Here is a 25,659-nt window from a genome sequence, read left to right as displayed (position 1 = left end):
CATGAACGACTGGCCCGTGGAAGCCGGGGCAGGGAAGGCAACATGGCATCCGATCCGCACAGGGACAGGCCACTGGCCGCAGAGGAGATCACGGAACGCGTCGCCGGCTTCCCCGGGGAGCTGCACGACGTCACCGACGCACGCCTGGTGGCGGAGGAGTTCCTCCTCGAACTGGCCCGCGTCTCCCCGCCGACGGCCCCGGAGCACTGGGACGACATACTTCTGGTGGTCACGGAACTCGCAGCCAACGCGGTCCAGTACGCGCCGGGACCGTTCGGGATGCGGCTGCGCAGGACATTCGACGGGGTGCATGTGGTGATGCACGACACGAGCACGACCGAGCCCACGCCCCGGCCCTTCAGGCCGAGTCACGGCGGGGGCGGGATCGGCTGGCACCTGATCCACACGCTGTGCGATCAGGTCAGCGTGGTCGGCACCGCGGGCGGCAAGGACATCCATGTGTTCCTGCCCTGGTGACGGCCACGTGCCCGGTGACTTCTGCGCCGGGCCGGCCTGGCTCCGTGGGGTGAGCCGGCCGGCGACCGGTGCGGAAATCACCGGGCGACGGTCAGCCGGCCGGGGTGCCGGGAGCACGCTCGGGCGGGGGCTCGGGCCGGGTCAGCGCCCAGTAATAGTCGCCGACCGCCGTGAGATAGCCCGGGTCCATGGTCTCGCTGTCGGTCCTGAACCGGGGTGCAGCCTTCACCTCGGGTCTGGTGCGGGACACGGTGACTTTGCGCTCGCCGGAGTCGACGGCGGCGACGACGCCGACCGGTACGAGGAGACTCCGGCCGAACACCCAGACGCCGGTGTCGACGACCAGGTGCCGCATGGCGTGGTGGTCGGCCTGCCGGTCCACATGGCCGATGGTGCTCCCGTCGCTCGCGACGACGGTGTATCCCGTGAGGTCCGGATCCTGCCCCTGGGCAAGACCCAGCTCCGGCGCGTATGACCAGATGCTGTCCATGGGCACGCTGCTCCTTGCCTCCACTGTGATGACGATCCCGAAGCGGGCGGGGCCCGCTCTTTGGCCCCGCCCGTCTCCACAGCAGCCAACTACCCTTCTGGAGCGGGCGCATTCGGCCGACGAAGACGCAAAACCCGCACCGAGCCGGGCCTGATGTGAAGGCGACGTCTCCCGGACCGGTGCGGGCGGCCCCGGCATGGAGTGGAGATCCCGGGGTAGACGGCTGCGCGTGCGGCCGGACCCGGCCGTCGGCTTGATTGGGAGGTATGTGTGTCCATGGCCCCGAACCCGTTGTCCGTGGAGGTGTCCGTGGTCCGGGAGGATGTCGCCCTGTTCACAGTGCAGGGCGATCTGGACGCCGACACCGCGACCGAGTTCCAGCATCACCTGGCCAACCAGCTGCATCACGGACGCCGGCACTTCCTGCTGGACCTGTCCGCGGTCCCCTTCATGGACTCGTCCGGCATGAACATCGTCCTGCGCGTCTACCAGGAGGCCCGGGAACTGCCGGGGAGCGTGCACATCATCTCCCCCATGCCCGCGGTGCGCCGCGTCCTCGACCTGACCGGCGTGAGCATCACGGTTCCGGTGTCCCAAAGCGCCGAGGAGGCACTGGAGCGGGTCGACAGCGCGCACAGGACATAACACCGTCCGGACGCCCCGAGTCCTGAGCCGGCCCGGGGAGGTCCGCGTACGCCGGACCTCCCCGCAAGGGCTGCCGCACCGGCCCGGAGCGTCGTTGGAGCAGTCGCCCGGCCGGGGCGCGGCACGGTGTCGGGGCCCGGCACGGACCCGGTGGGACAACGGCAACGAGGAGACATCGGTACCTGAGCGCGAAGCGGGCGTGCCGCCGGGAACGCCGACGCTCGAGGTCAGGGACTTCCTGCGGCGCAGGCGTGAGCAGATCGCCCAGCGATGGGCGGACGAGCCCTTGTTCCGTGCGGTTTTCACCCCTCGCGCGATGAGGCGGTCTAGACCCCGGCAGGGCGGTTGTCGACGCCCTGGCCCAGGTCGCGCCGACGCGCAGCGCGCCGAGAACTCGGGCACCGCCGGATTCACCGCCCCACGGAGCCCGGCACGGGCCTGGAGGGTGCGGCGGACCGCCTCCTGGACCTTCTTCTCAGCGACTCCGAGCGCGACGACGACGTCCGTCTGCTGCTCTGTCACCTGCACCGTTGATCGCGCGCCGCCTCTCACCGCCCGTCGACCGGTGAGAGCCGACCGCCGGCCGGCACGGGGCTCCCGGTGCGCTCCGGCGCCGGTGCGGGCATCGTGGTGCTGAACACCTGCGCGTTCCGGTTCCACGTCCGGACACGGCGTGCCCCGGTGAACCGCGATGTGCCGCGACCGCGCCGCTCTGCGATCAAGAAGGTGCAAGGCAGCCATCCACGGGCAGACGAAGGGGTGTCGACGTCCGAGCAGACCCGTGGGCTCGGGGCAGACCGTGTGGAGCCGCAGAAAGGGATGAACACCGTGACACGACCCAGGATCCTGGTGGTGGGCGCAGGCTTCGCCGGAGTGGAGTGCGTCCGTCGGCTGGAGCGGAAACTCGCCCCCGGCGATGCCGAGATCACTCTGGTGACGCCGCTTTCCTACCAGCTCTATCTGCCGCTGCTCCCCCAGGTCGCCTCCGGTGTGCTGACCCCGCAGTCGGTAGCCGTGTCGCTGCGCCGCAGCGCCAAGTACCGCACCCGGATCATCCCCGGCGGGGCCATCGGCGTGGATCCGAAGGCCAAGGTCTGCGTCATTCGCAGCATCACCGACCGGATCGTCAACGAGGCGTACGACTACATCGTGCTGGCCCCCGGCAGTGTCACCCGTACCTTCGACATCCCGGGGCTGACGGACCACGCGTTCGGCATGAAGACACTGGCCGAGGCCGCCTACATCCGCGACCACGTCATCGCCCAGCTCGACCTCGCCGACGCGAGCGACGATCCGGCCGAGCGTGCCTCGCGGCTGCAGTTCGTGGTGGTCGGCGGGGGCTACGCGGGCACCGAGACCGCCGCCTGCCTGCAGCGCCTGACCCATGCGGCCGTCAAGCGCTACCCGCGGCTGGACCCGGGGCTGATCAAGTGGCATCTGATCGACATCGCCCCGAAGCTCATGCCCGAACTGGGCGAGAAGCTCGGGCGCAGCGCGCAGGAGATCCTCACCCGGCGCGGCATCGAGATCTCACTCGGCGTCTCCGTCGCGAAGGCGGGACCGGAGGAGGTCACCTTCACCGACGGCCGGGTGATCCCCACCCGCACCCTCATCTGGACGGCCGGCGTGGTCGCCAGCCCGCTGATCGCCACGCTCGGCGCCGAGACCGTCCGCGGGCGGCTCGCGGTCACCGCGGACATGTGCCTGCCGGGCGAGGACGGGGTGTTCGCCCTCGGTGACGCCGCGGCGGTGCCCGACCGTGCCAAGGGTGTGGAGGACGCGGTGTGCCCGCCGACCGCGCAGCACGCCCTGCGTCAGGGCAGGCAGGTCGCCGACAACATCATCGCGACGCTGACCGGCCGGCCGCTTCAGCCGTACCACCACAAGGACCTCGGGCTGGTCGTGGACCTCGGCGGTACCGACGCCGTCTCCAGGCCGCTCGGTGTGGAGCTGCGGGGCCTGCCCGCCCAGGTGGCGGCCCGCGGATACCACTGGTCGGCGCTGCGCACCAATGTCGCCAAGACGAGGGTCATGACCAACTGGCTGCTGAACTCGATCGCCGGCGACGATTTCGTGCGGACCGGCTTCCAGGCCCGCCGGCCCGCCAAGCTGCGGGACTTCGAGTACACGAACGCCTATCTGACTCCGGAGCAGGTGCGGGCGCACGTCGAGGAGGCGGGCCTGCCCGTGCGGTGACCCGGCCTCCGCAGCGGCTCCGCCTTTTCCGGGGCCTGCCGGACCGGGTGCTCCGGCCGACGGGAGCCACCCGGTGGGTCCGTGATGGCACGTGTCATGCTTGCATTCTGATCAACGCGAGCGACGGGGAGTGTGCGGCGGCGTGAAGGCGGCGGCGGAGCGCTCGGTACGGACGCGGCTGCGGGACCGCCTGGTGGCATCCGATCCCGGGATGCTGCGGATGACGGCCGGGCTGCGGACGGTGGGTTCCCTCGCGCTGACGCTGGCCGTCCTCACCCTGACGGGGGCAGGTGTCACCCAGCTCGTGGCGGGGGCGATGACTGCGATGGTCGCCACCTTCGCCATCCGGGAGAAGCAACGCGGAGCGCAGGCCGTCACGCTCGCCCTCGGGCTGCCCGTGGCGCTCGTGTCCATGTCGCTGGCCACGGTGCTGAGCGAGCGGGCCGCCGGGGACGTCTTCTTCGTCGTCCTCATCTACTGCGCGGTGTACGCCCGCAGATTCGGCGACCGCGGAACCGCGCTCGGGCTGATCGGCTTCCAGGTCTACTTCGCCTCCCTGTTCATCGGCGCGTCCCCCGGCGGTCTGCCGGGGATCTGGGCGGCGCTGGCCGTCGCGTTCGGGTGCAGTGCCGTCATGCGGTTCGCCGTCGTTCCCGTGGTCCCGGCCGGACTTCTCGCACGTCTGCGTGAGGCCTTCCGCGCCCGGCTGGCGCAGCTCGTGACGGCGCAGCTGGCGCTGCTCGACGCCGAGGGGGACCAGGTCGACAAGGCCCTGGCGGACGTCCGCGCGGGCACCGCCCGGCTACACGAGACGGCCTTGATGATCCAGACACGGCTGGAGCGGGGCACCCCCGACGCGTCGTCGGCACGGCTGGTGCAGCGTCGGATCGCGGACGCCGAGATCGCCGCGGAGCGGCTCGGCCTGCTGCTGCTGAGCGCCCGCAGCGAGGAACGCGCGGATACGCTGACCCTGCATCTGCCGGGTGCGCCCGCCCCGGAGGCCGGCTGGACGGACGCGCCGGAGGAGGTCACCGCGGCGTTGCACCGTGATCTGCTCTCTCTGCGCATCCAGGTCCTGCACGCCGGGCCCGGGGTGGAGGGGACGTCGATCGCCCACGTACGCAACCGGCTGCTCGCCTACCGGGACGAGGAGAACCTCCCGGCCTGCTCCCCGGCTCTCCAGGACGTGTTCCGGGCCATCGGCGAGGCGTCCCGCGCGGTGATGGGCCTGCGGATCGCTCTGGACGGCCCGCAGGACGAGTCGGACGACACTCCCGCGGCGGCCCGCTCCCGGGAGGAGCTGGAGGCCGAGGACGCCGCGATCGACGCCGGTGAGGAGGACGAGCCGGCCGAGGGGGACAAGGGGCTGCGACGGCCCACCACCCGGGCCGCCGTCCAGGTCGCCGTGGGCTCGTCGCTGGCCATCGCCGGGGGTGCGCTGCTGTCCTCCCAGGGCTGGCACTGGGCGGTCCTGACCTGCTGGCTCGTCTTCATCAACACCGAGTCGACGGGCGAGATCCTGGTCAAGGGCTACCGGCGGCTGCTGGGGACGGTACTCGGCGTCGTCGCCGGCATCGCGCTTGCGGGGCTGGTGGGCGGGCACACCTGGACGGCGTTCGCCCTGATGCTGGTGCTGGTCTTCGCGATGGCGTACACGGCACCGCTCTCGTACACGCTGATGTCGTTCTTCGTGACCGCGATGGTGGGGCTGCTGTACACACTGCTGCACACCTACAGCTGGGAGGTACTGGTCCTGCGCGTGGCCGAGACCGCACTGGGCGCAGCCTGCGGGGTGTTCGCCGCGTTCCTGGTGTTGCCGGTGCGTACGGACCGGAGGACGAACGAGCTGCTGGGCACCGTGCTGGAACGGCTCACCGAGGTCACCGAGGCCGCCGTCGACCAGCTCAGCGGCGGGCCGGCCGCCGATCTGCTGGACCGGGCGCGGGAGCTGGACAAGGCGCTGGGCGAGCTGCGCGCCGCGACCAAGCCGCTCACCCATCCGGTCACTCCGCTGCGGGGCCGGCGCGACACCGCACGGTACGTCGTAGCGCTCCTGGAGACCTGCGCGTATCATGCGCGCTCGCTGGCGGCGACGGCCGAGCTGCTGCCGACACATCCCTCGATCGCGGCGGACCCCCGGCTGCGTGGGGCGACGGCGCGTACCGTGCGCAACATCTCGACGATCGCGGCCCGGGTCGCGGGCGAGGACACGAAGTCGGGGATCGAGACGGGGCCGAGCTTCGCCTCGCTGCTGGGCGGTTCCGACGACGACGGGGCGTCGCGCTACGGACGGATCACCGGCCGCGTCCTGCGGCATCTGGAGCGGCTGGACGAGGCGGTGGTGGGTCTCGCCCGCCCGCTGGACGTCCCGCTGGCGGGCGACGGCCCGCGGTGAAGCCGGTGGCTCGGACGACGGAGAGGGTATGCCCGGACGCCGTGGTCAGCGGGGCACGGGCGCGCGGGTCCGAAAGCCGGTGGGCACCGGGTTTCAGAAATCGGTGGGGAGGCCGCTGGCCTCGGCGATGCCGCGCAGTTCGTCGTTCTGCCGGTGGCGTTGCCTGATGTAGCCGGCGATCTCGTCGAGGCGCGACGGGTCGGCAGCGGTCGTCGCGTCGGTGACCACCCTGACCGGTCCGCTCTCGTCGACCTCCAGCTCGACCACCTCGTTGTCCATGCGGCCGGTGACGGCCGTGGCGATGACGAGGGCTGCCTCGTCGCGGACCTCCTGGGGGAGTTCCTCGTCACCGCCGTCCAGGGCGAGGTCGAGACCGGACAGCCGGTGTTCCTCGATCGCCCGGAGCACCGGCTCCACCACGCGGAGCAGCAGGCGGTAGTCCTCGGTGTCCATCCGGATGCTCAGAAGGTCGAGGTAGACGTCCACGGGCCGGCCGTCGTCCGGCGGAATCTCGGATTCACTCATCGGCTCCGTGCTCCCCTCATGCGGCCGCCCATGGCGTCGGCTCGTACCCGGGCGCAGCTCCGGCTGATCAGCCGGGAGACGTGCATCTGGGAGATCCCCAGCTGGTCGGCGATGCGACTCTGTGTCATGTCCTCGAAGAAGCGCATGTACAGGATGGTGCGCTCGCGTTCCGGCAGGCGGCGCAGGCCCTCCTTGGCGGACTCCCGGTCGACCACGACGTCGTAGGAAGAGTCCGAGGCGCCCAGGGTGTCGACCAGGCTGTAACCGTCGTCGTCGGGCGACATCTCCGCGTCCAGCGACAGGGTGCTGAAGCTCTCCAGCGCCTCCAGCCCGGCCGCGACCTCCTCCTCGGTCAGTCCCGTGTGCCGGGCGAGGTCAGCGGGAGTGGGTTCGGGGCTGCCGGGCGTCTGGGTGAGGTCCCGCCGGGCGATCCGTACCTTGTTCCGCAGTTCCTGTACCCGGCGGGGCACCCGCAGGGCCCACATCCGGTCCCGGAAGTGCCGTTTGACCTCGCCGGTGATGGTCGGGACGGCGTAGCTCTCGAAGGCTCCGCGGTCCGGGTCGAAGCGGTCCACCGCCTTTACCAGGCCCAGAGCCGCCACCTGGCGCAGATCCTCGACGGACTCGCCGCGGTCGCGGAAGCGGCCGGCGATGCGGTGGGCCATGGGCAGCCACGCGGTGACGAGTTCCTCACGGACGGCGTCCCGTTCGGGGCCGTCGTCCAGTGAGGCCAGCCGACGGAACAGGGCGGTGGTGTCGGGGGAGTCGTCGTGCCGCCTGCGACCGTCCGCGGCCGGGGTGGTGGCCGCTTCGGGGGTGACGGTCGTGGACGTCGTGGCGATCTCTTCCCCACCGGGGGAAGGGGCGGTCGTGGGGACGAGGGTGTCGGGGCGGTCGGTGGACGAGTCGATGAGCATGCGGTTTCGCTCCCGAACAGTTGGTGTCATGGGCGGTCTACCGCGGGACGGCGGCTGTGGGGACGTCCGGTGCGGGTGTCGCAGCAGTCGTCTCTCCCGCTGGCGCGCCTCCGGTCCGAAGCACGACCCTCCGTCTGCCCGGTGACCGGTGGCGCAAACTCCGCTTAACTTTTCAAATCGGTGCAAAAGGTTGGATCACGGCTCAGATCAGGGGGACCAGGGCGGTGATGCACTTACCGCCCGCAGGCAGGTCCCGCACGCGGATGTCGCGGGACAGCAGGCAGACGATGAGCCAGCCGCGCCCTCCGGGCGTGAGGCGCCCCCGCGGGTCGGCCGTCGCCCGGGCGACGGGCAGTTCCGTACTGCGGTCGCTCACCGACACCTCTACGCCGGGTCCGGCGCCGTCGACAACGTCGACCCGGACGTCGGTGACGCCGCCGCCGTGCAGGATCGCGTTCGTGGTGAGTTCGGAGGCGACGAGCAGGGCGTCCGCCAGGGCTGCGGCGCCGCACGGAGTACGCGTGGAGCGACAGCGTTCGCCCACCACCCGCTGCACGGCCTCCCGCACCTGCGCCGGCCGGTAGGTGTGCCGGGGTGCGGCGCACACAGCGCCAGGCGGTTCCCTGTGGGGCGGGTCCGCATCGGGGCGCTCCGTACCTCCTGGGGTGATGTGCTGCTCGCACATTGTTCGGCTCCCTGTTCGACGAAAGGGGTCACCCCCCTCCGGCTGACCCCTCCTGGCACCGGCAAACCTTCCAGGCCGTTCCGAAACGCACGCCGGAGTGAAACGGGTCACGTACCCCGCTTACTGCGACGCGGGCTCGGAGCGATGGTTTATCGTTCATGCATACGTGGTGACGGAGTCGACGAAGATCCTCCCGACCACCTCTTTGCCGCCCTGGCTGGCTTCCCCCCGTCCAGCCAGGGCTTTCCCATGCCCCGGAACACGGTCCCCGTCACCGTCGAGGTGCCCCGGACAGCGGCAGCGGCTCCAATGGACGGAGGTCCCGTACCGATTGCCCGGCGAGGAGCCCTGTCCCATGACCAAAGCGATCAAACTCCTGACCGCCCTGCCCCCGCCGCAGCGGGAGCGTCTGATGGCGCTCGCGCGGGAGGTGTCCTTCCCCGAGGACACCCGGATCTTCGAGGCCGGGACCACCGCCGACCGCTTCTGGGTCGTCCGCTCCGGGGCGGTGTCGCTGGATCAGCGGGTGAACGAGTTCCAGCAGGTCACGGTCGCCACGCTCGGCGCGGGCGACCTGCTGGGCTGGTCATGGCTTTTCCCGCCCCACGAGTGGGACTTCGGAGCCGAGGCCTTCAGCCGGGTCCGCGCCTACGAGTTCGACGCGGCGGCCGTCCTACAGCTGTGCGAGGAAGATCCGGCGCTCGGGCTGACGCTGGTGCGCTGCGTCGCCGAGATCCTCGCGCACCGGCTGGAGGCGACGCGAGGCCAACTGATGGGCCATCAGTTCACGCGCACACGCCGGGCCCTGTAGGGCCGCCCTCTTCTCAGCTTCCGGTAATGAGCGTGCAGCCGAGGGCGATCATGGTGGCCGCGACCAGGCCGTCCAGGACCCGCCAGGCGGTGGGCCGGGCCAAGAAGCGGCTCAGCAGCCGGGCACCGAAGCCCAGGACGGCGAACCAGCAGAGGCTGGCCAGCACCGCGCCGAGCCCGAACGTCCAGCGCAGCGGCCCGTGGTCGGTGGCGACGGAGCCCAGCAAAAACACGGTGTCGAGGTAGACGTGCGGGTTGAGCCAGGTCATCGCCAGGCAGGTGAGCACGGCACGGCGGCGTGAGGTCACGGCCTCGCCCTCCGCCTTCAGCCCGGCTCCGTCCGGCCGGACCGCCCGGCGCGCGGCCAGGGCACCGTAGCCGAGCAGGAACACGCCGCCGATCCAGCCGACCGCCGCCAGCACGCCGGGCCACGCCACGACCAGGGCGCCGACTCCGCCGACACCCAGGGCGATGAGCAGCGCGTCCGAGACCGCGCAGATGCCCACGACGGCGAGCACCGTCTCGCGGCGGACCCCTTGGCGCAGGACGAACGCGTTCTGGGCACCGATGGCGACGATCAGGGAGAGGCCGGTGCCGAATCCGGCGGCGGCGGTGGTCAGGGTGCTGGTCATGCCGAGGACGCTAGAGGCCACGGCCTGGTGCAGTACAGCTAATCATTCTTACGTATCCTTAGCCAATGTGATGGATGACTTGCCCCTGGACCAGGTGCGGACCCTGCTCGCCGTGGTGGACGAGGGCACCTTCGACGCGGCGGCCGCAGCCCTGCACGTGACGCCCTCCGCGGTCAGCCAGCGGGTGAAGGCACTGGAGCAGCACACGGGGCGGGTGCTGCTGCTACGTACCCGGCCGGTACGGCCGACCAAGTCGGGCGAGGTGCTGGTACGGCTGGCCCGCCAGGTGTCCCGGCTGGAGCGGGACGCGTACGCGGAGCTGGGACTGAGCCCGGCCGGAGAGCCGACCCGGGTGTCGGTGGCGGTGAACGCGGACTCGCTGGCGACCTGGTTCCTCGGAGCCCTCACCCGCGTCCCGGACGAGTTGCGTCTCTGCTTCGAGCTGCGCCGCGAGGACGAGGCCCACACCGCCGCGCTGCTCCGTGAGGGCGCGGTGATGGCCGCGGTGACCTCGTCGCCGGACGCGGTGCCGGGCTGCTCCGTACGACCGCTGGGGCGGATGCGTTATCTCCCCGTGGCAGAAACGGAGTTCGCCGCGCGGTATCTCGCCGGGCCACTGGAGGAAACGCTGCCGCGGGCACCGGTGGTGACCTTCGACCGGCGGGACGACTTCCAGGACGCCTTCGTACGCCGGCTCACCCGTGGCCGCACCGGGGCGAGCACGAGCCGGCACCTCGTGCCGACCTCGGAGGGGTTCGTCGAAGCGGTGACCGCCGGCCTGGGCTGGGGCATGGTCCCCGAGAAGCAGGCCGATCCCCTGCTGCGGACCGGCCGGCTCACCGTCTTCGCCCCGAACCGCGCGACCGACACCCCCCTGCACTGGCAGCAGTGGAAGCTGGACTCCCCCGCCCTGGCGGCGGTGGCCGAGTCGGTGGCGGCAACTGCGGCCACGGCACTGCGGAGCTGAGGAGGCGTCGCCCGTCCGCCGCCGGCCGGGCGTGGCCGCGGTGACACACGACACCGGCGGCGCTGTTTCATCCGGCGCCGACAGGTGACCCGTAACGGAACAGGCATCCGAAGGGTGCGTCTCCACTTCGATCACAGGTGGTTTTCCATGGACGACTGGCGGACCCGCGCGGCCTGCCGGGACGAGGATCCCGACCTCTTCTTCCCGATCGGGACCTCCGGCCCGGCCCTTTTCCAGACGGAGCAGGCGAAGGCGGTGTGCCGACGTTGCGCCGTCCAGCAGCAGTGCCTCGACTGGGCGATGGAGTCGGGGCAGTCCCTCGGGGTGTGGGGCGGTACGAGCGAGACGGAGCGGCGCGCGCTGAAGCGCCGTCTGAAGGCGCGACGCGCCTGAGGCAGGCCCGCGTCGTGCCCTGCGTCACCGCCGTGCCCGGCCCGGTGCGCGGTGTGGGGCTCGTGAGAGAGCGTGGAAGGGGCCGACCATGAGCGTGCGTGTGCGCCGTGTCTACGAACAGCCCGAGCCGGACGACGGAACCCGTGTCCTGGTCGACCGGCTGTGGCCGCGTGGCCTGGCGAAGGACCTGGCCCGCGTGGACGAGTGGCCCAAGGAGCTGACCCCCTCCACGGATCTGCGCCGCTGGTACCACACGGGCGAGCGGCCGTACGAGGAGTTCCGCGGGCGCTACGAGAAGGAGCTCACCACTCCCGAGGCGGCCGAACTCCTCGACCGCGTACGGGAGCTGGCCACGCAGGGCAGGGTGACGTTGCTGACCGCGGCCAGGGAGCCGGAGACCAGCCACGCCGAGGTGCTGGCCCGCCTCCTCGACGGCTGACACGGCAGACGCCTCCGGCACCCGCCGACTACGCCGTCTGCCGCGCTGCCGCCCGGCCTGCCGCACGGCCCGAGAAGAGGCAGCCGCCGAGGAAGGTGCCCTCCAGGGCGTTGTAGCCGTGGACGCCTCCGCCGCCGAACCCCGCGACCTCGCCCGCCGCGTACAGCCCTTCGATCGGACTGCCCTGGCCGTCCAGCGCGCGGGATTCGAGATCGGTCTGGATGCCGCCGAGGGTCTTGCGGGTGAGGATGTGCAGCTTGACGCCGATCAGCGGGCCGGCCGCGGGGTCGAGGATGCGGTGCGGGGCGGCCACGCGGCCGAGGCGGTCGCCGATGTAACGGCGGGCACTGCGGATGCCCTGCACCTGGGCGTCCTTGCCGAAGGTGTGGCCGAGTTGGCGGTCGCGGGCCTCGATCTGGCGCCGGACGGCGGACGCGTCGAGGAGCGGCTCGTCGGTGAGGGCGTTCATCCGGTCGACGAGCCGCTCCAGGGCCGGGGCGGACACGAAGTCCGCGCCCTCGCGCAGGAAGGCGTCGACCGGGCCGGGGGCGCCCTTGCCGAGCACACGTTCACGCAGGAACCCGGCCCGGTCCTTGGCGGTGATGTCGGGGTTCTGCTCGGAGCCCGACAGAGCGAACTCCTTTTCGACGATCTTCTGGGTGAGGATGAACCAGGAGTGGTCGTATCCGGCGATGTCCTCGGTGGTGCGCAGGTGCTTGAGCGTACCCAGGGTGTCGTACCCGGGGAAGCAGGGCTCGGGCAGCCGGCGGCCGAGCGCGTCGAACCACATCGAGGACGGTCCGGGCAGGATGCGGATGCCGTGACCGTGCCAGACCGGGTCCCAGTTCCGCACGCCCTCGGTGTAGTGCCACATCCGGTCCCGGTTGACCAGGCGCGCGCCCGCGCGCTCGCTGACGCCGAGCATCCGCCCGTCCACGTGGGCGGGGACCCCCGTGACCATCTCGCGGGGCGGGGTGCCGAGCCTCTCGGGCCAGTGACGGCGCACGATGTCGTGGTCGGCGCCTATACCGCCACTGGTGACGATCACGGCCTGGGCGGTGAGTTCGAAGTCACCGACCGTCTCGCGGTTGGAGGCGACACCGCGCGGCGCGTCGTCCGGGGCCAGGACAACGCCCCGCACTCCGCTCGCGGTGCCGTCCCGGACGACCAGTTCGTCGACCCGGTGCCGGTGGTGGAAGGTGAGCAGTCCCTCGCACGAGGCCTGCCGGGCATGGCAGACGAAGGGCGCGACGACACCGGTACCGGTGCCCCAGGCGACGTGGAAGCGGGGCACGCTGTTGCCGTGCCCGTCCGCGCGGAGGTCACCGCGTTCGGCCCAGCCGACGGTGGGCAGGAAGGAGATGCCGTGACCGGTCAGCCAGGACCGCTTCTCCCCCGCCGCCCACTCGACGTAGGCCCGCGCCCAGCGCACCGCCCAGGTGTCCTCGTCCTCGAGCCGGTCGAATCCGGCGCTGCCCTGCCAGTCGCTCCAGGCGAGGTCGAAGGAGTCCTTGACGCCGAGGCGCCGCTGCTCCGGGGAGCCGACGAGGAACAGCCCGCCGAAGGACCAGAAGGCCTGACCGCCGAGGTTGGCGGCGTTCTCCTGGTCGACGAGGGCGACCCTGCGGCCCCGGCTGGTCAGTTCGTGGGCCGCGACCAGACCCGCGATCCCCGCTCCGACGACGATGACGTCGGCGTCCATGGCGACCGTCCCTTCCTCATCCGCGTCGGTGCGCGGCCGGTTCGGCGCTGCCGTCGGTCAGCAGCGCGGTCAGTAGTTGCTTCAGCCAGGCGCGGGCGTGCTCGACGTCCTCGTCCAGCAGCAGTTGGGTGGTGACTCCGTCGTACGCGGCCACTACGGCGTGCGCGGCACCGTCGGCGGTACCGAGGACGGCGGGCAGTTCGGTGTGGCCGCGGGCCCGGCCCAGGTGGTCGGCGACGGCCCGGCGCAGCCGTGCGCGGTGTTCCAGCAGGGTGCGGGAGACCTCCGGGTCGCGGGCGGCACACACCAGGAAGTCGGTTTTCACCAGCAGCCAGTCCCGGTCGAGCAGCAGCACCTCGGTGACGCGGTCCACGGCGGCGGGCACGTCGAGGTCGGGTCCGCCGCCGGCAAGGGCTCTGGAGACCTGCTCGGCGATGAGCTCGGCACGCTCCGCGTACAGGGCGAAGAAGAGCTCGTCCAGGGTGGCGAAGTTCGAGTAGAACGCACCCCTGCTGTATCCGGCGGCCTCGCAGACCTCCTCGATGGAGACGTGCCCGAAGCCCTTGTCCGCGAACACGGCGAACGCCGCCCGGAGGAGGTTGGCGCGCGTGCGGACGCGGCGCCCGGTCACCCGCCCGGCCACACGCCCGGTGCTGCTGTTCACAGTCGTCCCGCCACCTCCGTCCGATACACGAACGTATCCGATACGTGAACGCATCCATAGACATCGGTGGCAGGCACTTCCCGGGCTCCCGGGAACCTCGCGGGCTTCCCGGGAGCCCTCCCCGTCACCCAATGGAACGGTTGCTCGAACAAGAGTGCGCTGCATGCATGAGTACGCAGCGCTCCCCGCACCGCCCCTCCCCGGCCCTCCCCGGCCCTCCGGGCATCGCTCTTCGACCAGGCCGACGAGCCGCGACCGCGTCCACCGGCCGGGACCCACCGCTGCGGACCGGGGCCCGGCGCCTGGATCGGTGTACGGCCGGAACGGATCGGCGGATCGGACGCGCTCCACGCGTATCCGGCCGCGGAGGTGCCCTGACGGCGGAGCGGCGCACCATGGACGACCAGCTCGTCGACGTGCCCCGGCCGCTGTCGTACTGCCCGCGGGCGGCCCGCTGCCGTATCCGGTCCTGGTCGAGGCAAGCGGTGCGGCGGGCGCGTACTACGGCGCCGAGCCGGGCGAGCCGTTCACCACGACCGGGCTGTGCCACCGCCGCGACGGCCGGGACGGTGTCGCCCGGCACCGCGACCGGGCCGGGCGGGACGCGCCCCAGGACACGATGGTGGCGGTCCTGCCCATGGGCGCGCCCCGCGGTCTGCTGCCGCACCCGATGGGCGGCCCCGCGGTGCGCCGTTCCCCGGGCCACGGCGGACTGATCGTCATGGGCGGCTCCTGTCAGCGCACCCGGGAGCGCTGCGTCCCCGGGAGCGCCCGTGCGGTCGGCCCGCGCATCGGCGTCCGGTCCCGCCCCCACGGCGTGATCTGGACGCCCGCCCCCGGCTGTGCGTGTGCCCTGAGCACGGACGCCGGACGACCGGCCGACGCCCGGGCCGGGGCCGCTTGCCGCGCTGCCGTCGTGCGTGCCGCACCGGCCGAACGTGGTCGCCTTCGCCCACGGAGCGGTCGGCCGGTCCGTTCCGGCGGCCGTCAAGAAGCGGCGATCACGGCCTCCTCACCGGCCGTCGTTCTCGCCGCCCACGAGTTCGGGGTGTGCGGAACCCCGGCGGTGCGCTTCCTGCTCGGGATGCGCACCGCGCCCCCGGCCCGGCTGCGACATGACCGGAACCGTATCCGTCGACGCCCTGATCTGCTTTCCTGGTGGCTCCGACAGGAACGACGCACTCGGGACGATCATGCGCGCAGCGGTACGGCAGGTGGCCGACGGCACCCACCTGGTGCACGGCTCGAACACCAACTGGGTGATCATCCAGGAGGGGGACGCCGTCACACTGATCGACACCGGGTACCCGGGCGACCGCGGACAGCTCCTCGCCTCCCTTGCGGAGGTGGGCAGTTCACCGGAGTCGGTCGCGGCCGTCCTCATCACCCACGCCCACACGGACCACTTGGGCTCCGCCGAGTACCTGCGGGCCACGTACGGCATGCCCGTGTACACGCACGAGGCCGAAGTCCCCCACGCCCGGCGGGACTTCCTGCACCAGGTGACCATCGGGCAGGTGCTGCGCAACAGCTGGCGGCCGGGTGTGCTGCCCTGGGCACTGCACGTGGTGCGCTCCGGCGGCACGGCGCACGTGCCGGTCGCCGCACCCGAGCCGTTCTTGCGGCCCGGCCCGCTGGACCTGCCCGGCCGGCCGGTCCCCGTGCACACACCCGGCCACACGGACGGGCACTGCGTCTTCCATCTCCCGGACATCGGGACAGTGGTGTCCGGCGACGCCCTGGTGAGTGCCCACCCGACCTCCCGGATCGACGGACCGCAGTTGCTGCCCCGCATGTTCCACCACGAGCGGGCCACAGCCCTCGAGTCGCTGGGCATCCTGGCCAAGCTGGAGGGCGACCTGACACTGCCCGGACACGGCCCCGCGCACCGGGGTCCCCTGAAGGAGGCGGCGGAGCTGGCCCGCGAACGCGCGCAATAGGCTGAGGGGACGATCACCGGTGCGACGATCACACCGGAGACGGCCGCCCATGAAACGAGGACACCCGAGCCATGGCCCTGCAGATCAGCGCGACCAACCCGGAGCACCCCGCGCTCCTGCTGGAACTGCCCTGGCATCTGTCGCTCCAGGAGTGGCCCGAGCGGTACCTGGTACCGCTGCCGCGCGGTATCTCCCGGCACGTGGTGCGCTACGCCCGCGCCGGTGACGAGGTGATCGCCGTCAAGGAACTCGCCCGGCGGCCCGCGCTGCGCGAGTACGAGCTGCTGCGCGACCTGGACCGGATCGGCATCCCCGCGGTGGACCCGCTCGCCGTGGTCACCGGCCGCGCGGGCACGGGCGGGGAGCCGCTGGAGAGCGTGCTGGTCACCCGGCACCTCGGCGGGTCGATGCCGTACCGGTCGATGTTCGAGACGACGCTGCGCCCGGCGACCATGCACCGGCTGATGGACGCGCTCGCCGTGCTCCTGGTGAGGCTGCATCTCGCCGGGTTCGCGTGGGGCGACTGTTCGCTGTCCAACACGCTGTTCCGGCGGGACGCAGGCGCCTACGCCGCCTATCTGGTGGACGCCGAGACCGGTGAGCTGCACCCGGAGCTGAGCCCCGGCCAGCGCGCGTACGACCTGGACCTCGCCCGCGTGAACATCAGCGGCGAGCTGCTCGACCTGGAGGCCTCCGGGGCACTGCACCCGTCCGTGGACCCCGTCGAGTTCGGCACCGAGATCTGCGCCCGCTACGAGGACCTCTGGCGCGAGCTGACCCGCACCTCCGTCTACCCGGCGGGCAAGTACCACTACATCGAGCGCCGGATCCGCCGCCTGAACGACCTGGGTTTCGACGTGGCCGAGATGCAGATCGAGCACGCCTCCAACGGCGACACGGTCACCTTCGTGCCGAAGGTCGTCGATGCCGGGCACCACCAGCGCCAGCTGCTGCGCCTGACCGGGCTGGACGCCGAGGAGAACCAGGCCAGGCGGCTGCTGAACGACCTGGAGAGCTGGATGGCCACCCAGGACGACCACGTCCCCGACGGCAGCCTGCCGGGCGCCCGCCCGGAGGTCCTCGCCCACCGCTGGGTGCGGGAGGTGTTCCGCCCTACCGTGCGTGCCGTGCCACCCGGACTCCGCGGTCCGATGGACGCGGCCGAGATCTACCACGAACTCCTCGAGCACCGCTGGTACCTGTCCGAGCGGGCCCAGCACGACATCGGTCTCGGCACCGCGGTCGAGGACTACGTCAGGAACATCCTGCCCAGGGCCCGGGAGACACTGCGGCCCACGACCGACTGAGCCGGGCGGCCGGGAGGACCGGTGCGGCCGAAACCTGCCGGGTCAGTCGTGCGGTACCACCGCCACCGGGCAGTCCGCGTGGTGCAGGACGCCGTGGGCGACCGAGCCGATCCGGGCGCCGACGGCGCTGCGGCGCGCACGACGGCCGACGACCAGCAGTTGGGCCGTGCCGGACACCGACAGCAGCACCTGCCCGGCACTGCCCATCTCCACGTGCTCGACGACGCGCACCTGCGGGTAGCGCTCGCGCAACGGTGCGAGGGCGTCCGACAGGGACTTCTGCTCGTACGGCTCCAGGCCCCCCGCCTCGTCCATGAGCCGCAGCATGTCGGGGCTGTAGGCGAACATCGGCGGCAGGGCCCAGGCCCGCACGGCCCGCAGGGTGGCACCCCGCGCGGCGGCGGCCTCGAAGGCGAATTCCAGCGCGGCCGCGCTGTCCTTCGGGTCGCCCTGCTGGCCGACGACGACCTCCCGCCCGGCCACCTCGCCGGACGTGGTGTCCCCGGCTCGTACGAACACCACCGGCCGCCGGGCCTCGACGATCACCTGCTGACCGACCGAGCCGACCAGAAAGCCCACGATCTGCCCGTGCCCGCGGGAACCGAGCACCAGCGTCTCGGCGCCCTCGGCGGCACCGGTCAGAGCCTCGACGGCGTCCCCTTCCAGGACGTCGGTGGTCACCGCGAGCGTGGAGTGCCGTCCGGTGGCCCGGCGGACCGACTCGGTCACTGCCTCACGCACCCACCGCTCCTGGGTGTCGGCGTCTCCTGCGTCGACCGTCTCGTGCGTCTGGAAGCGCCAGGCGTGCACCACCCGCAACGGCCGCCCCCGGCGGACCGCTTCCCTCGCCGCCCAGGCCAGTCCGGCAAGGCTCTCCTCGGTTCCGTCGACCCCTGCCGTGATCGGGCGTGTCATGCGGTTCCTCCTGTGTCGTGTCCACTACGCGCGGTCCAGTCTTCCCTGACCTGCCTCCATGACTTCGGCCCGGGAGCAGGTAGCGGTGGACGCGGCCGACCCGGAAGGCGACGGGTTCTGCGTGCTCTCCTCACGCGACGCCTGAGCCGCGCGGTGTCCCGGGGCTACGTGCATGTGCTGAGCCACCGCAGCGGTCTGTACGACTGCAGCAACGACCTGTTCGTACGGACGGTGCCCGGTTTCGGGGCGGTCCACACGAAGACCCTCACCCTGAGCCGGCCGGTGGAACCGTCGCCGGAGTTCCACCGCCCCGGCGGCGCCCACAGTTGCTCCAGCACCAACTTCGTCGTCGCGGGCCTGCTCATCGGGAAGCCGACCGGCCGCTCCCTCGCGACCGGGTACGGCGGCCGGACCGTCGATCCGCCCGGGCTGAGCGACACGTCCCACCCGCACCCCCGCACCACGATCCCCGGCAGCAACACGCACGGTTGCCTCACTCCGGACGCACCGGCGACGGCACTCGTCGACGCCACCGAGCAGATGGTGGCCTGGGCGCGGAGCGCGCGGGCGCCGTCGTCTCGCGCACACGGGACCTCAACACCTTCCTGTCGGTGCCGCTCGCCGGCCGGCCCGGAGCAGATGCAGCGCCGGGTGCCCGCGGGCACGGTCAGGCGTAAGGGCCGGGGCTGCGGCGCCGCGATCTGCCGTGCGGAGTCTCCCCGTGTACGGGCACACCGGTGCCGTCCGGGGCTGCTGCACCTACGCGTTCACCTCGAGGGACGGCGGTCGCGGCCTCACCGCGCTCGCCACCGCCTCGAACGACGCCCGGTGATGAGCACACTGGAGTCCGCCTTCTGCGTCAAGGGTCGGCCGATCTCCCGGGAACCCGCGCCCGTCGCCGACCGTTGTCCGGACGCCCCTCACCGGTCCGTGACGACGAAGGACCCCTGACGGCTGACGACAGCAGGGCGGTGTGATGAGCGAGTTGGTCCCCGGCGGCAATTCCGCCCTTCCGGGTGGCACGGTGACAGTCCGGGTGCCGGGCCCCTACGACGTGTCCGCGCTGATCACGGATGACGGCGGAAGGGTCCGGGACGACGCCGACTTCGTCTTCCTCAACCATCCCTCCGCCCCCGGCGCCCTCCTGCACGGCGACACGCTCACCGTCGATCCGCGCGCCCTGCGGCCCGGCGCAGTCCGGGGCACGGTGGCCGTCAGCGCCGCCGACCCCGCCGCCTCGCTGAGCGACCCGCCCCCGCCCGTCCTCCAGGTCACCGACGCCGGCGGGCGCTCCCTCGCCCGGTTCTCGCCGGCGCGGCCCCGGCAGGATTCGGTGCTGCTTCTCGCGGAGATCTACCGGCGCGGCGAGGGCTGGAGGCTGCGCGCCCTCGGCCAGGGATACGCCGGCGGACTGGCCTGTCTGGCCCGGGACTCCGGCGTCGACGTGCTCGACGAGGAGGAGACAGGGACGGGCGGGAGCTTCGGGGCGGCCGGAACGGCCGGGGTTCCGGCCGCCGCAGCGCCGTCGGCCGTCCCCGGTCCGGCGGGCTTCCTCGGCCCGGTCAACTCCGCTCGGGCCGAGGCGGGTTCACCGCCGGTCGCGCTCGACGCGCGGCTGATGTCGGCGGCCCGCGCCCATGGCGGCACAGCGGCACCTCGCCGTCGAGAGCCGGGACGGTGTCTCCGTCCACCAGCGGGTCGTCGCCGCCCGCTCCACGTATCTGACCGCCGGCGAGCATCTGGTGTCCGGTCCGCGCACCCCCGCCGAGTTCGTCGCCCACTGCCTGCGCAACGAGCCCTCCCGGCGCACCCTGCACGGCCCCGCCCTCACCCACGCGGGCCTGGCGCACGCAGGCGGCGGCCCCGCCGGTGACGTCTACTGGACGGCGCTGTGGGCCGCCCCGCTCACCCCGGCCGGCCTGGCCCGGGCACGGTGACGGATGTCGTCGACCGCACCAACCGTGAGCGCACCCGGGCCGGGCTGCCGCCACTGGCCGTCGACTCGCCGCTCGTCACGGCCGCGCAGGCGCACGGCGCCGACATGGTGGCCCGCGAATTCTACTCGCACACCGCTCCCGGCGGCGGCCGGCCCTGGGACCGGGCCGCCGCCGCAGGCTCCGCGCGCCGGACCACCGGCGAGAACATAGCCTGCGGTCAGCGCTCGGCCGCCGAGGTGGTGGAGAGGTGGATGAACAGCCCAGGGCACCGTGCCAACATCCTCAAGCCCGCCTTCACCCACATCGGCGTCGGCTGCGCGGGCGGCGGGCGCGCCGGCACGTACTGGACCCCGCTCTTCGGGGCATAGAACGCGGAGGCGGCCCCGGATCTTGGCGGACGGGGTCCCTCCGGGTGAGGATGCCTGCATGAAGGGTGATCTGTTTTCCAGCCAGCACATGGTGCAGCCCGCCTCGGCCCCGGGTATGACGGTCGAGAACGCCAAATGCATCCGCTACGTGGTCGAAGGTGAGATGCACGCCCGGCAGGGCGCGATGATCGCCTACCGCGGCGGGCTCCAGTTCGAGCGCAAGGGCCAGGGCGTGGGCGGCATGCTCAAGCGCGCGGTGACCGGCGAGGGTCTGCCGCTGATGGCGGTGCGGGGGCAGGGCGAGGCCTGGTTCGCGCACGAGGCGCAGAACTGCTTCATCGTCCAGGTCGAACCCGGCGACGAGTTCACCGTCAACGGCCGCAACGTCCTGTGCTTCGACTCCACGCTGTCGTACCGCATCACGACCGTGAAAGGCGCCGGCATCACCGGTGGCGGTCTGTTCAACAGCGTCTTCACGGGACACGGCCTGCTGGGTCTGGTGTGCGAGGGCGACCCGCTGGTCCTCCCGGTCTCCCCGCAGTACCCGGTCCACGTCGACACGGACGCGATCGTCGGCTGGACGGCGGGCCTGTCGACCACCCTGCACCGTTCGCAGTCGCTCGGTTCGATGCTGCGCGGCGGCTCGGGCGAGGCGGTGCAACTGGTGCTGCAGGGCGAGGGGTACGTCATCGTGCGGCCCAGCGAGGCCACGCCGTCGAAGGCACAGCAGCACTGAGGGCCGTCCCCGAACCCCGCTCCGGCTTCCGGTGCGGCCGCGCCCGCGGTGTGCACGACCCGCCGGGCGAACCGTGTTGACCTCGGTGGTCCGGCCGGGTCAAGGTTCGTCTCGGCACGGTTCATGTCCTCCGTGCCGGGGAGGGTGGTTGTGGTGATCGGGATGCCGGAGATCGAGGCCGCGGCCGGGCGGATCGCCGGGCACGTGGTACGGACGCCGACGGTGCCGAGCCCCGGGCTGTCGGCGCTGCTGGGCGCCCCGGTCACGGCGAAGCTGGAACTGTTGCAGCGCACCGGCTCGTTCAAGGCCCGCGGCGCGGTGGCGAAGCTGTTGTCGCTGAGCGAGGCGGAACGGGCCGCCGGGGTGGTGGCGGTGAGCGGCGGCAATCACGGGATCGCCGTCGCGGTCATGGCCGCCGCCCTCGACGTCAAGGCCACGGTGGTGATGCCGCGGTCGGCGCCCGCACGGGCCGTGGAGGTCGCGGAGAGCGCAGGCGCGTCGGTGCGGCTGGCCGACGACATGGACGGCGCGTTCGCCCTGATGACGCGGTACCAGCAGGAGGGGCTGACCCTCGTCCACCCCTTCGACGACCCGGTGGTGGTCGCCGGGCAGGGCACGGTGGGACTGGAGTTCGCCGACGACGCCGGTGACCTCACCGACGTCCTGGTGAGTATCGGGGGCGGCGGGCTGATCTCCGGTGTGGCGGCGGCACTGCGGGAGCGGCGGCCCGGGATCCGGATCTGGGGTGTGGAGACCGAGGGCGCCCAGGCGATGTCCGAAGCGCTCGCGGCGGGCGGGCCGGTGCCGGTCGGGCTGTCGTCGATCGTCTCCACGCTCAGCGCCCCGACGGTGTCACAGTTGACGTACGAACATGTGTCGGCGCTGGTCACCGAGGTGCTGGTGGTATCCGACCGGGAGGCCGTGCGGGGTTCGCTCGACCTGGCGGACCATGCCAAGGTGTGGACGGAGCCGGCCGCGGGCGCTCTGCTGCCCGCCGCGCGACGGGTGCTGGAGCGGGTCGGCGAGGAGGCCAGGATCGGACTGGTGGTGTGCGGGGGCAACGCGACCACCGGCGACATGATCGCCTGGGCGGTCCGCTTCGGGCTGCGCTGAGCCTTTTGGCCGGGTCGCCGTGATGCCCGGGCGTGACGTCCTGTCCGCCCCTCACCCGGCGCGGGACCGGGCTCGAGGCCTGGCTCCGGGACACACCCTGAGTTTGACCGAAGGACAGTAATGCGCCGGAGCCGGGATTCGGGCGCCGCCCCTTGAACGGAGGCCGTGCGGTCCCGCGTACCACTGGGAAAGGCGGGAAGCAGCGGCTTCGACGAGGGATGACCATGGGCAGGACGCACGTCTCCACACATCAGCCGGTCGCCGGGCGGTACCGGCTGGTCGAGATCATCCACCGCGAGACCCACCACGTCAGCTGGTACGCCGACGACCTCACGACGGGCCGCCCCTGCCTGGTCACGCAGGTCGTGCTACCCGGGGACCCGGGTGAGGACGGGCCCCGCGCCCACATCCCCTCCCATGTCCTGCGTACGACCGAAACGGTGACGCAGCTGTGCCCCGGCCGGATCGCCGCCGTCCTCGACTCCGTCGACGAGAACGGCTTTCTGTGGACCGCCGCCGCCTGGGTCGACGGCGCTCCCCTCGGCGAACTCCTGGCCGAGCAGGGCCCGTTCCCCTTCGTCCGAGCTGCGCGCATCGGGCTGGAACTGCTCGACGTGCTGGACGCCGCGCACAGCGCGGGCGTGACGCACGGTGAACTCGGCCCGGGCCAGGTGTTCGTCCGGGAGACCGGTCCGGTCGTGGTCACCGGGTTCGGCCTGGCGGGCACCGGCCCGGCCCAGCGGCTCACGGCTCCGTCGTACGCTGCGCCGGAGCAGGCCCGCGGGGAGGAGACCGGGCCCGAGGCGGACCTGTGGGCGCTGGGCGCCCTCCTCCACACGATGACCGAGGGGCGCCCGCCCTTCCGCGACCGAGGGCGGCCGGGGGCCACACTGAGGGGGGTGGACCGGCTGCCGTTACACGCGCCCCTGCGCGCGGGACCGCTCACCCAGGTCGTCCAGGGGCTGCTGCGCAAGGACCCGGTGGAACGGCTGCCCCGGCAGGTGGTCCGCGAGGCGCTCGGCCGTGTTCTCGCGGAGAACCCCGGACCGATCCCTGACGCCGTGTCGAACCGCCCTCGGCTGCGCCGCGCGTACCCCACCCTCCTCAGAACCGTCGGCCTCGACGGAAGCGGACGGACGGCGGTCCTCGGCACCACCCTGGCCGTGGTCACCATTGTGGTCGCCGTGCTCACCACGGCCACCCAGGGGCTGCCCGGCTCCGAGTCCGCCACCGACACTCCGAGCGTGCCGCCCGCCTCCGCTCCGGCCGCCCCGTCGGACGTGCCCCAGGCATCCGGGCCGTCCGGTGACCCGGACGGCCGAAGGACACCCGTGCCGTCCGCCACCGGCACTCCCCCGCCCCCGTCGGCCCCGGCCACCCCGGCGCCCTCGGGGACGGGAGACCTCCCGCCCGGTTATCGCGTCCTGCGGGCACCGGAGGGATTCTCCGTCGCGCTTCCCGAGGACTTCGAGCGCGTGGACACCTCCCGCGTCTCCGACCTCGCCTACCGCATCACCTTCGGCGCGGACGACGGCGCCCGCACCCTCGCGGTCACCTACAGCGAGCGGGTGGGGACCGACCCGGTGGCCGTGTGGCGGGACGACGTGGAGCCGCCCTTGGAACAGACGGCCGGCTACGAGCGGATCGGCGCGATCCGCGCGACCACGTACCAGAGGCGCGAGGCCGCCGACATGGAGTGGCTCTCGATGGACGACGGCTCCCGGGTACGCACCTTCGGCCGCGGGTTCCTGCTGGGCGGCGGGCGCGGCTTCTCGCTGCGTTGGACGACCCCGGCCGCCGACTGGGAGGACTCCGCGAACCGGGAGGCGCTACGGACGTTCCTGCGGACCTTCCGGCCGTCCTCCGACTGATCCGGGTGCTGAGACCGAACCGCGCGGTGCGCGCAGCCCGCGCAGGGACGGCTGACCCAGCGGGCGGGTGCGCCAGTGGGCCGTGAAGGTCCGGTCCGTGAGGGAGCACGTGACCCGGAGGCGGTGCGGGGTCTCCAGGAACGCCACGTCCACGGCGAGGGTGCCGTCGTCGGCCCAGCCGCCGCTCACCGCGATCGGGCCGGGCTGCTCCGAGACCGCCCACCCCGTGCCGCCGAACGGCAGATCGAGGCGGTGACCGTCGTCCACGAGGCTCAGCGTCCAGCCGCCCCCGGCGTCCTTCGCCACCTCGGCGGCGGTCAGCGTCGGATGCTCCGCGCAGACCCCGCCGTACGGGGTGAGGCGCGCGGCGGCCCGGTCCCGCGCCCCCTCCGGTGGCACCGGTCCCCCTGCTGCGGCCGGCGGCAGAGCGAGCCGGGCGAGACGCTCGCCGAGGGCCCGGTCCTCGGCGTTCCGTCCGGTGAGCGGGCCGGGGTGGAACGCCGGTACGAGATGCCGCCAGACCAGGTCCAGGTACTGCTGCATCCGCTCGGTCGCCGCCGTCGTGGCGATCACGGCGTCGTGCTCGGGCAGCACGAGGCAGAACTGGCCGTACGCCCCGTCGCCCCGGAACCCGTGCCGGGACATCCAGAACTGGAAACCGTAGCCCCGGTCCCAGTCCTGCCGGCCGCTCTCCCCCATGGCCCCGGCGGTCGGTATGTGCGGACGCGAGGCCCTGGCGACCCATCCCTCGGGCAGCAGCCGCTTACCGTCCCACACCCCGTCGTCGAGGTACAGCAGGCCGAGCCGGGCGATCGCGTCGGTGGTGGCGTGCAGCCCGCTGAAGCCCAGCTCACGGCCGGTGCGGTCGCGCTGCCACAGGGTCTCACCGATGCCGAGCGGGTCCAGCAGACGGGGTCGCAGCCAGTCGGTCAGCCGCTGTCCCGTCTCCCGCTGCACGATCGCGGCGAGCGTGTACGTGCAGAGCTGGTTGTACGCGAAGACCGTGCCGGGGTCGTGGTCGGGCGGCTGGAGCAGAAACCCGCGTACCGGCTCGGCGGGGTCGACCGCGTAGGCCACGTCGATGGTGTCGGTCTCGTGGCCGCTCGCCATCGACGCCACGTGCCGGACCAGCATCGACCGGCTGCGCGGATCGGTGATGTCCGCTTCGAACTCCGGGAAGTACGAGATCACCGGGGCGTCGAAGTCGATCAGCCCCTCGGCCTCGGCGAGGGCGGCGGCGGTGGCGGTGAAGCTCTTGCTGAGCGAGTAGAGCAGGTGCGGCCGCTCGGGGGTGTAGGGCGCCCACCAGCCGGCGGCGGCCTGTCGGCCGTGGCGCAGGATCATCAGGCTGTGCGGCTCGATGTCCGGGGTGTCGCCGAGTGCGTCGAGGAAGGCGTGGACACCGGAAGCGTCGACGCCGAGCGCGGCGGGGGTGCCGGTGGGCAGCGGGTGAGCAGTCATGGAGTGGATCCTGCCCTGCCAACCGGACTCGACGCACCGTCGGGCGGGCGGTGGTGGGTGGGGACCGCCCGGCG

General features: G+C 72.5%; 23 protein-coding genes and 2 pseudogenes. 16 read left to right on the top strand and 9 right to left on the bottom strand.

Translation table 11 applies throughout. The annotated features are described in order from the left end of the window. The first annotated feature begins 42 nt into the window (after positions 1–42). Complete coding sequence (locus HUV60_RS31985) at positions 43–477, top strand: ATP-binding protein (protein ID WP_257853535.1); 435 nt, start codon at positions 43–45, stop codon at positions 475–477. Between the two features lie 91 nt (positions 478–568). Here HUV60_RS31985 and HUV60_RS31980 read toward each other — a convergent pair whose 3' ends face one another. Beyond that, positions 569–973: a PRC-barrel domain-containing protein gene (locus HUV60_RS31980; protein ID WP_257853534.1), complete on the bottom strand. Its 405-nt coding sequence runs from the start codon at positions 971–973 to the stop codon at positions 569–571. A gap of 264 nt (positions 974–1,237) precedes the next feature. Between HUV60_RS31980 and HUV60_RS31975 the strand changes: the two genes are divergently transcribed. The 3 genes from HUV60_RS31975 (at position 1,238) to HUV60_RS31960 (ending at position 6,203) form a co-directional block, all read left to right on the top strand. Next, positions 1,238–1,612, top strand: coding sequence for an STAS domain-containing protein (locus HUV60_RS31975; protein ID WP_257853533.1), 375 nt, complete (start codon positions 1,238–1,240; stop codon positions 1,610–1,612). 819 nt (positions 1,613–2,431) lie between these two features. Continuing rightward, complete coding sequence (locus HUV60_RS31965; protein WP_257853532.1) at positions 2,432–3,808, top strand: NAD(P)/FAD-dependent oxidoreductase; 1,377 nt, start codon at positions 2,432–2,434, stop codon at positions 3,806–3,808. A gap of 211 nt (positions 3,809–4,019) precedes the next feature. Beyond that, positions 4,020–6,203 carry an FUSC family protein gene (locus HUV60_RS31960; RefSeq protein ID WP_257853772.1) on the top strand — a complete coding sequence of 728 codons (2,184 nt, stop codon included), beginning with the start codon at positions 4,020–4,022 and terminating at the stop codon, positions 6,201–6,203. 93 nt (positions 6,204–6,296) lie between these two features. Here the strand turns inward: HUV60_RS31960 and HUV60_RS31955 are convergent, their stop codons facing one another. The 3 genes from HUV60_RS31955 to HUV60_RS31945 form a co-directional block, all read right to left on the bottom strand. Beyond that, positions 6,297–6,728, bottom strand: a complete 432-nt coding sequence (locus HUV60_RS31955) for a hypothetical protein (RefSeq protein ID WP_257853531.1) — start codon at positions 6,726–6,728, stop codon at positions 6,297–6,299. Continuing rightward, positions 6,725–7,645, bottom strand: coding sequence for a SigB/SigF/SigG family RNA polymerase sigma factor (locus HUV60_RS31950; protein WP_257853530.1), 921 nt, complete (start codon positions 7,643–7,645; stop codon positions 6,725–6,727). The genes HUV60_RS31955 and HUV60_RS31950 overlap by 4 nt, the downstream gene beginning before the upstream one ends. Positions 7,646–7,847: 202 nt before the next feature. Next, a complete protein-coding gene (locus tag HUV60_RS31945; protein ID WP_443047470.1) occupies positions 7,848–8,330 on the bottom strand; it encodes an ATP-binding protein in 483 nt (160 codons plus the stop codon). A 355-nt stretch (positions 8,331–8,685) separates the two neighbouring features. On the opposite strand from HUV60_RS31945, the gene HUV60_RS31940 reads away from it, so the two are divergent. Then, positions 8,686–9,141: a cyclic nucleotide-binding domain-containing protein gene (locus tag HUV60_RS31940; RefSeq protein ID WP_257853528.1), complete on the top strand. Its 456-nt coding sequence runs from the start codon at positions 8,686–8,688 to the stop codon at positions 9,139–9,141. A gap of 13 nt (positions 9,142–9,154) precedes the next feature. On the opposite strand, the gene HUV60_RS31935 is transcribed toward HUV60_RS31940, so the two are convergent. After that, entirely contained in the window at positions 9,155–9,772 is a 618-nt protein-coding gene (locus tag HUV60_RS31935; RefSeq protein WP_257853527.1) for a LysE/ArgO family amino acid transporter, read from the bottom strand. A 70-nt stretch (positions 9,773–9,842) separates the two neighbouring features. Here HUV60_RS31935 and HUV60_RS31930 point away from each other — a divergent pair, with 70 nt between their 5' ends. The 3 genes from HUV60_RS31930 (at position 9,843) to HUV60_RS31920 (ending at position 11,571) form a co-directional block, all read left to right on the top strand. After that, entirely contained in the window at positions 9,843–10,739 is an 897-nt protein-coding gene (locus HUV60_RS31930; protein WP_257853771.1) for a LysR family transcriptional regulator ArgP, read from the top strand. A 147-nt stretch (positions 10,740–10,886) separates the two neighbouring features. Next, positions 10,887–11,132 carry a WhiB family transcriptional regulator gene (locus HUV60_RS31925; protein WP_257853526.1) on the top strand — a complete coding sequence of 82 codons (246 nt, stop codon included), beginning with the start codon at positions 10,887–10,889 and terminating at the stop codon, positions 11,130–11,132. 88 nt (positions 11,133–11,220) lie between these two features. Next, on the top strand, positions 11,221–11,571 hold the full coding sequence (locus HUV60_RS31920; RefSeq protein WP_257853525.1) for a DUF488 domain-containing protein: 351 nt from the start codon (positions 11,221–11,223) through the stop codon (positions 11,569–11,571). Between the two features lie 28 nt (positions 11,572–11,599). On the opposite strand, the gene HUV60_RS31915 is transcribed toward HUV60_RS31920, so the two are convergent. Both HUV60_RS31915 and HUV60_RS31910 read right to left on the bottom strand, forming a co-directional pair. Then, entirely contained in the window at positions 11,600–13,273 is a 1,674-nt protein-coding gene (locus HUV60_RS31915) for an FAD-binding dehydrogenase (protein WP_257853524.1), read from the bottom strand. 16 nt (positions 13,274–13,289) lie between these two features. Beyond that, positions 13,290–13,937, bottom strand: coding sequence for a TetR/AcrR family transcriptional regulator (locus HUV60_RS31910; protein WP_257853523.1), 648 nt, complete (start codon positions 13,935–13,937; stop codon positions 13,290–13,292). 216 nt (positions 13,938–14,153) lie between these two features. Between HUV60_RS31910 and HUV60_RS31905 the strand changes: the two are divergent. The 3 genes and pseudogenes from HUV60_RS31905 to HUV60_RS31895 form a co-directional block, all read left to right on the top strand. Continuing rightward, positions 14,154–14,757: pseudogene (locus HUV60_RS31905) on the top strand (alpha-ketoglutarate-dependent dioxygenase AlkB); the annotation flags it as partial. Positions 14,758–15,130: 373 nt separating this feature from the next. Further along, positions 15,131–15,877, top strand: coding sequence for an MBL fold metallo-hydrolase (locus HUV60_RS31900; protein WP_257853769.1), 747 nt, complete (start codon positions 15,131–15,133; stop codon positions 15,875–15,877). A 71-nt stretch (positions 15,878–15,948) separates the two neighbouring features. After that, positions 15,949–17,184 carry a DUF4032 domain-containing protein gene (locus HUV60_RS31895; protein ID WP_257853522.1) on the top strand — a complete coding sequence of 412 codons (1,236 nt, stop codon included), beginning with the start codon at positions 15,949–15,951 and terminating at the stop codon, positions 17,182–17,184. Positions 17,185–17,226: 42 nt separating this feature from the next. Here HUV60_RS31895 and HUV60_RS31890 read toward each other — a convergent pair whose 3' ends face one another. Then, positions 17,227–18,099 (bottom strand): universal stress protein, encoded by an 873-nt coding sequence (locus HUV60_RS31890; protein ID WP_257853520.1) that lies wholly within the window; start codon positions 18,097–18,099, stop codon positions 17,227–17,229. 153 nt (positions 18,100–18,252) lie between these two features. Here HUV60_RS31890 and HUV60_RS31885 point away from each other — a divergent pair, with 153 nt between their 5' ends. The 5 genes and pseudogenes from HUV60_RS31885 to HUV60_RS31865 all read left to right on the top strand — a co-directional run bounded on the left by HUV60_RS31885 (position 18,253) and on the right by HUV60_RS31865 (position 24,124). Beyond that, positions 18,253–19,050: a serine hydrolase domain-containing protein gene (locus tag HUV60_RS31885; RefSeq protein WP_257853519.1), complete on the top strand. Its 798-nt coding sequence runs from the start codon at positions 18,253–18,255 to the stop codon at positions 19,048–19,050. A 25-nt stretch (positions 19,051–19,075) separates the two neighbouring features. After that, positions 19,076–20,404 (top strand): annotated as a pseudogene (locus HUV60_RS31880) (CAP domain-containing protein). A gap of 58 nt (positions 20,405–20,462) precedes the next feature. After that, the gene (locus tag HUV60_RS31875; protein WP_257853518.1) at positions 20,463–21,140 is read left to right on the top strand and encodes an AIM24 family protein; all 678 of its coding nucleotides are present in this window, start codon (positions 20,463–20,465) and stop codon (positions 21,138–21,140) included. A gap of 153 nt (positions 21,141–21,293) precedes the next feature. Beyond that, the gene (locus tag HUV60_RS31870) at positions 21,294–22,253 is read left to right on the top strand and encodes a threonine/serine dehydratase (protein ID WP_257853517.1); all 960 of its coding nucleotides are present in this window, start codon (positions 21,294–21,296) and stop codon (positions 22,251–22,253) included. A 224-nt stretch (positions 22,254–22,477) separates the two neighbouring features. Continuing rightward, complete coding sequence (locus tag HUV60_RS31865) at positions 22,478–24,124, top strand: serine/threonine-protein kinase (protein ID WP_257853516.1); 1,647 nt, start codon at positions 22,478–22,480, stop codon at positions 24,122–24,124. Here the strand turns inward: HUV60_RS31865 and HUV60_RS31860 are convergent. Continuing rightward, on the bottom strand, positions 24,083–25,585 hold the full coding sequence (locus tag HUV60_RS31860) for a serine hydrolase domain-containing protein (RefSeq protein ID WP_257853515.1): 1,503 nt from the start codon (positions 25,583–25,585) through the stop codon (positions 24,083–24,085). The genes HUV60_RS31865 and HUV60_RS31860 overlap by 42 nt on opposite strands. Between the last annotated feature and the right edge of the window lie 74 nt (positions 25,586–25,659).

It is taken from the genome of Streptomyces sp. KMM 9044 (genome assembly GCF_024701375.2).
GTDB lineage: Bacteria > Actinomycetota > Actinomycetes > Streptomycetales > Streptomycetaceae > Streptomyces.
This window is presented reverse-complemented; position numbering and strand designations above follow the sequence as displayed.

Coding starts and splice junctions, on each gene's coding strand:
- HUV60_RS31920 (WP_257853525.1), top strand. CDS start 11,221: ATGAGCGTGCGTGTGCGCCGTGTCTACGAACAGCCCGAGCCGGACGAC.
- HUV60_RS31900 (WP_257853769.1), top strand. CDS start 15,131: ATGCGCGCAGCGGTACGGCAGGTGGCCGACGGCACCCACCTGGTGCAC.
- HUV60_RS31865 (WP_257853516.1), top strand. CDS start 22,478: ATGGGCAGGACGCACGTCTCCACACATCAGCCGGTCGCCGGGCGGTAC.
- HUV60_RS31895 (WP_257853522.1), top strand. CDS start 15,949: ATGGCCCTGCAGATCAGCGCGACCAACCCGGAGCACCCCGCGCTCCTG.
- HUV60_RS31955 (WP_257853531.1), bottom strand. CDS start 6,728: ATGAGTGAATCCGAGATTCCGCCGGACGACGGCCGGCCCGTGGACGTC.
- HUV60_RS31930 (WP_257853771.1), top strand. CDS start 9,843: ATGGATGACTTGCCCCTGGACCAGGTGCGGACCCTGCTCGCCGTGGTG.
- HUV60_RS31860 (WP_257853515.1), bottom strand. CDS start 25,585: ATGACTGCTCACCCGCTGCCCACCGGCACCCCCGCCGCGCTCGGCGTC.
- HUV60_RS31925 (WP_257853526.1), top strand. CDS start 10,887: ATGGACGACTGGCGGACCCGCGCGGCCTGCCGGGACGAGGATCCCGAC.
- HUV60_RS31950 (WP_257853530.1), bottom strand. CDS start 7,645: ATGCTCATCGACTCGTCCACCGACCGCCCCGACACCCTCGTCCCCACG.
- HUV60_RS31960 (WP_257853772.1), top strand. CDS start 4,020: ATGCTGCGGATGACGGCCGGGCTGCGGACGGTGGGTTCCCTCGCGCTG.
- HUV60_RS31965 (WP_257853532.1), top strand. CDS start 2,432: ATGAACACCGTGACACGACCCAGGATCCTGGTGGTGGGCGCAGGCTTC.
- HUV60_RS31935 (WP_257853527.1), bottom strand. CDS start 9,772: ATGACCAGCACCCTGACCACCGCCGCCGCCGGATTCGGCACCGGCCTC.
- HUV60_RS31940 (WP_257853528.1), top strand. CDS start 8,686: ATGACCAAAGCGATCAAACTCCTGACCGCCCTGCCCCCGCCGCAGCGG.
- HUV60_RS31915 (WP_257853524.1), bottom strand. CDS start 13,273: ATGGACGCCGACGTCATCGTCGTCGGAGCGGGGATCGCGGGTCTGGTC.
- HUV60_RS31985 (WP_257853535.1), top strand. CDS start 43: ATGGCATCCGATCCGCACAGGGACAGGCCACTGGCCGCAGAGGAGATC.
- HUV60_RS31945 (WP_443047470.1), bottom strand. CDS start 8,330: ATGTGCGAGCAGCACATCACCCCAGGAGGTACGGAGCGCCCCGATGCG.
- HUV60_RS31875 (WP_257853518.1), top strand. CDS start 20,463: ATGAAGGGTGATCTGTTTTCCAGCCAGCACATGGTGCAGCCCGCCTCG.
- HUV60_RS31890 (WP_257853520.1), bottom strand. CDS start 18,099: ATGACACGCCCGATCACGGCAGGGGTCGACGGAACCGAGGAGAGCCTT.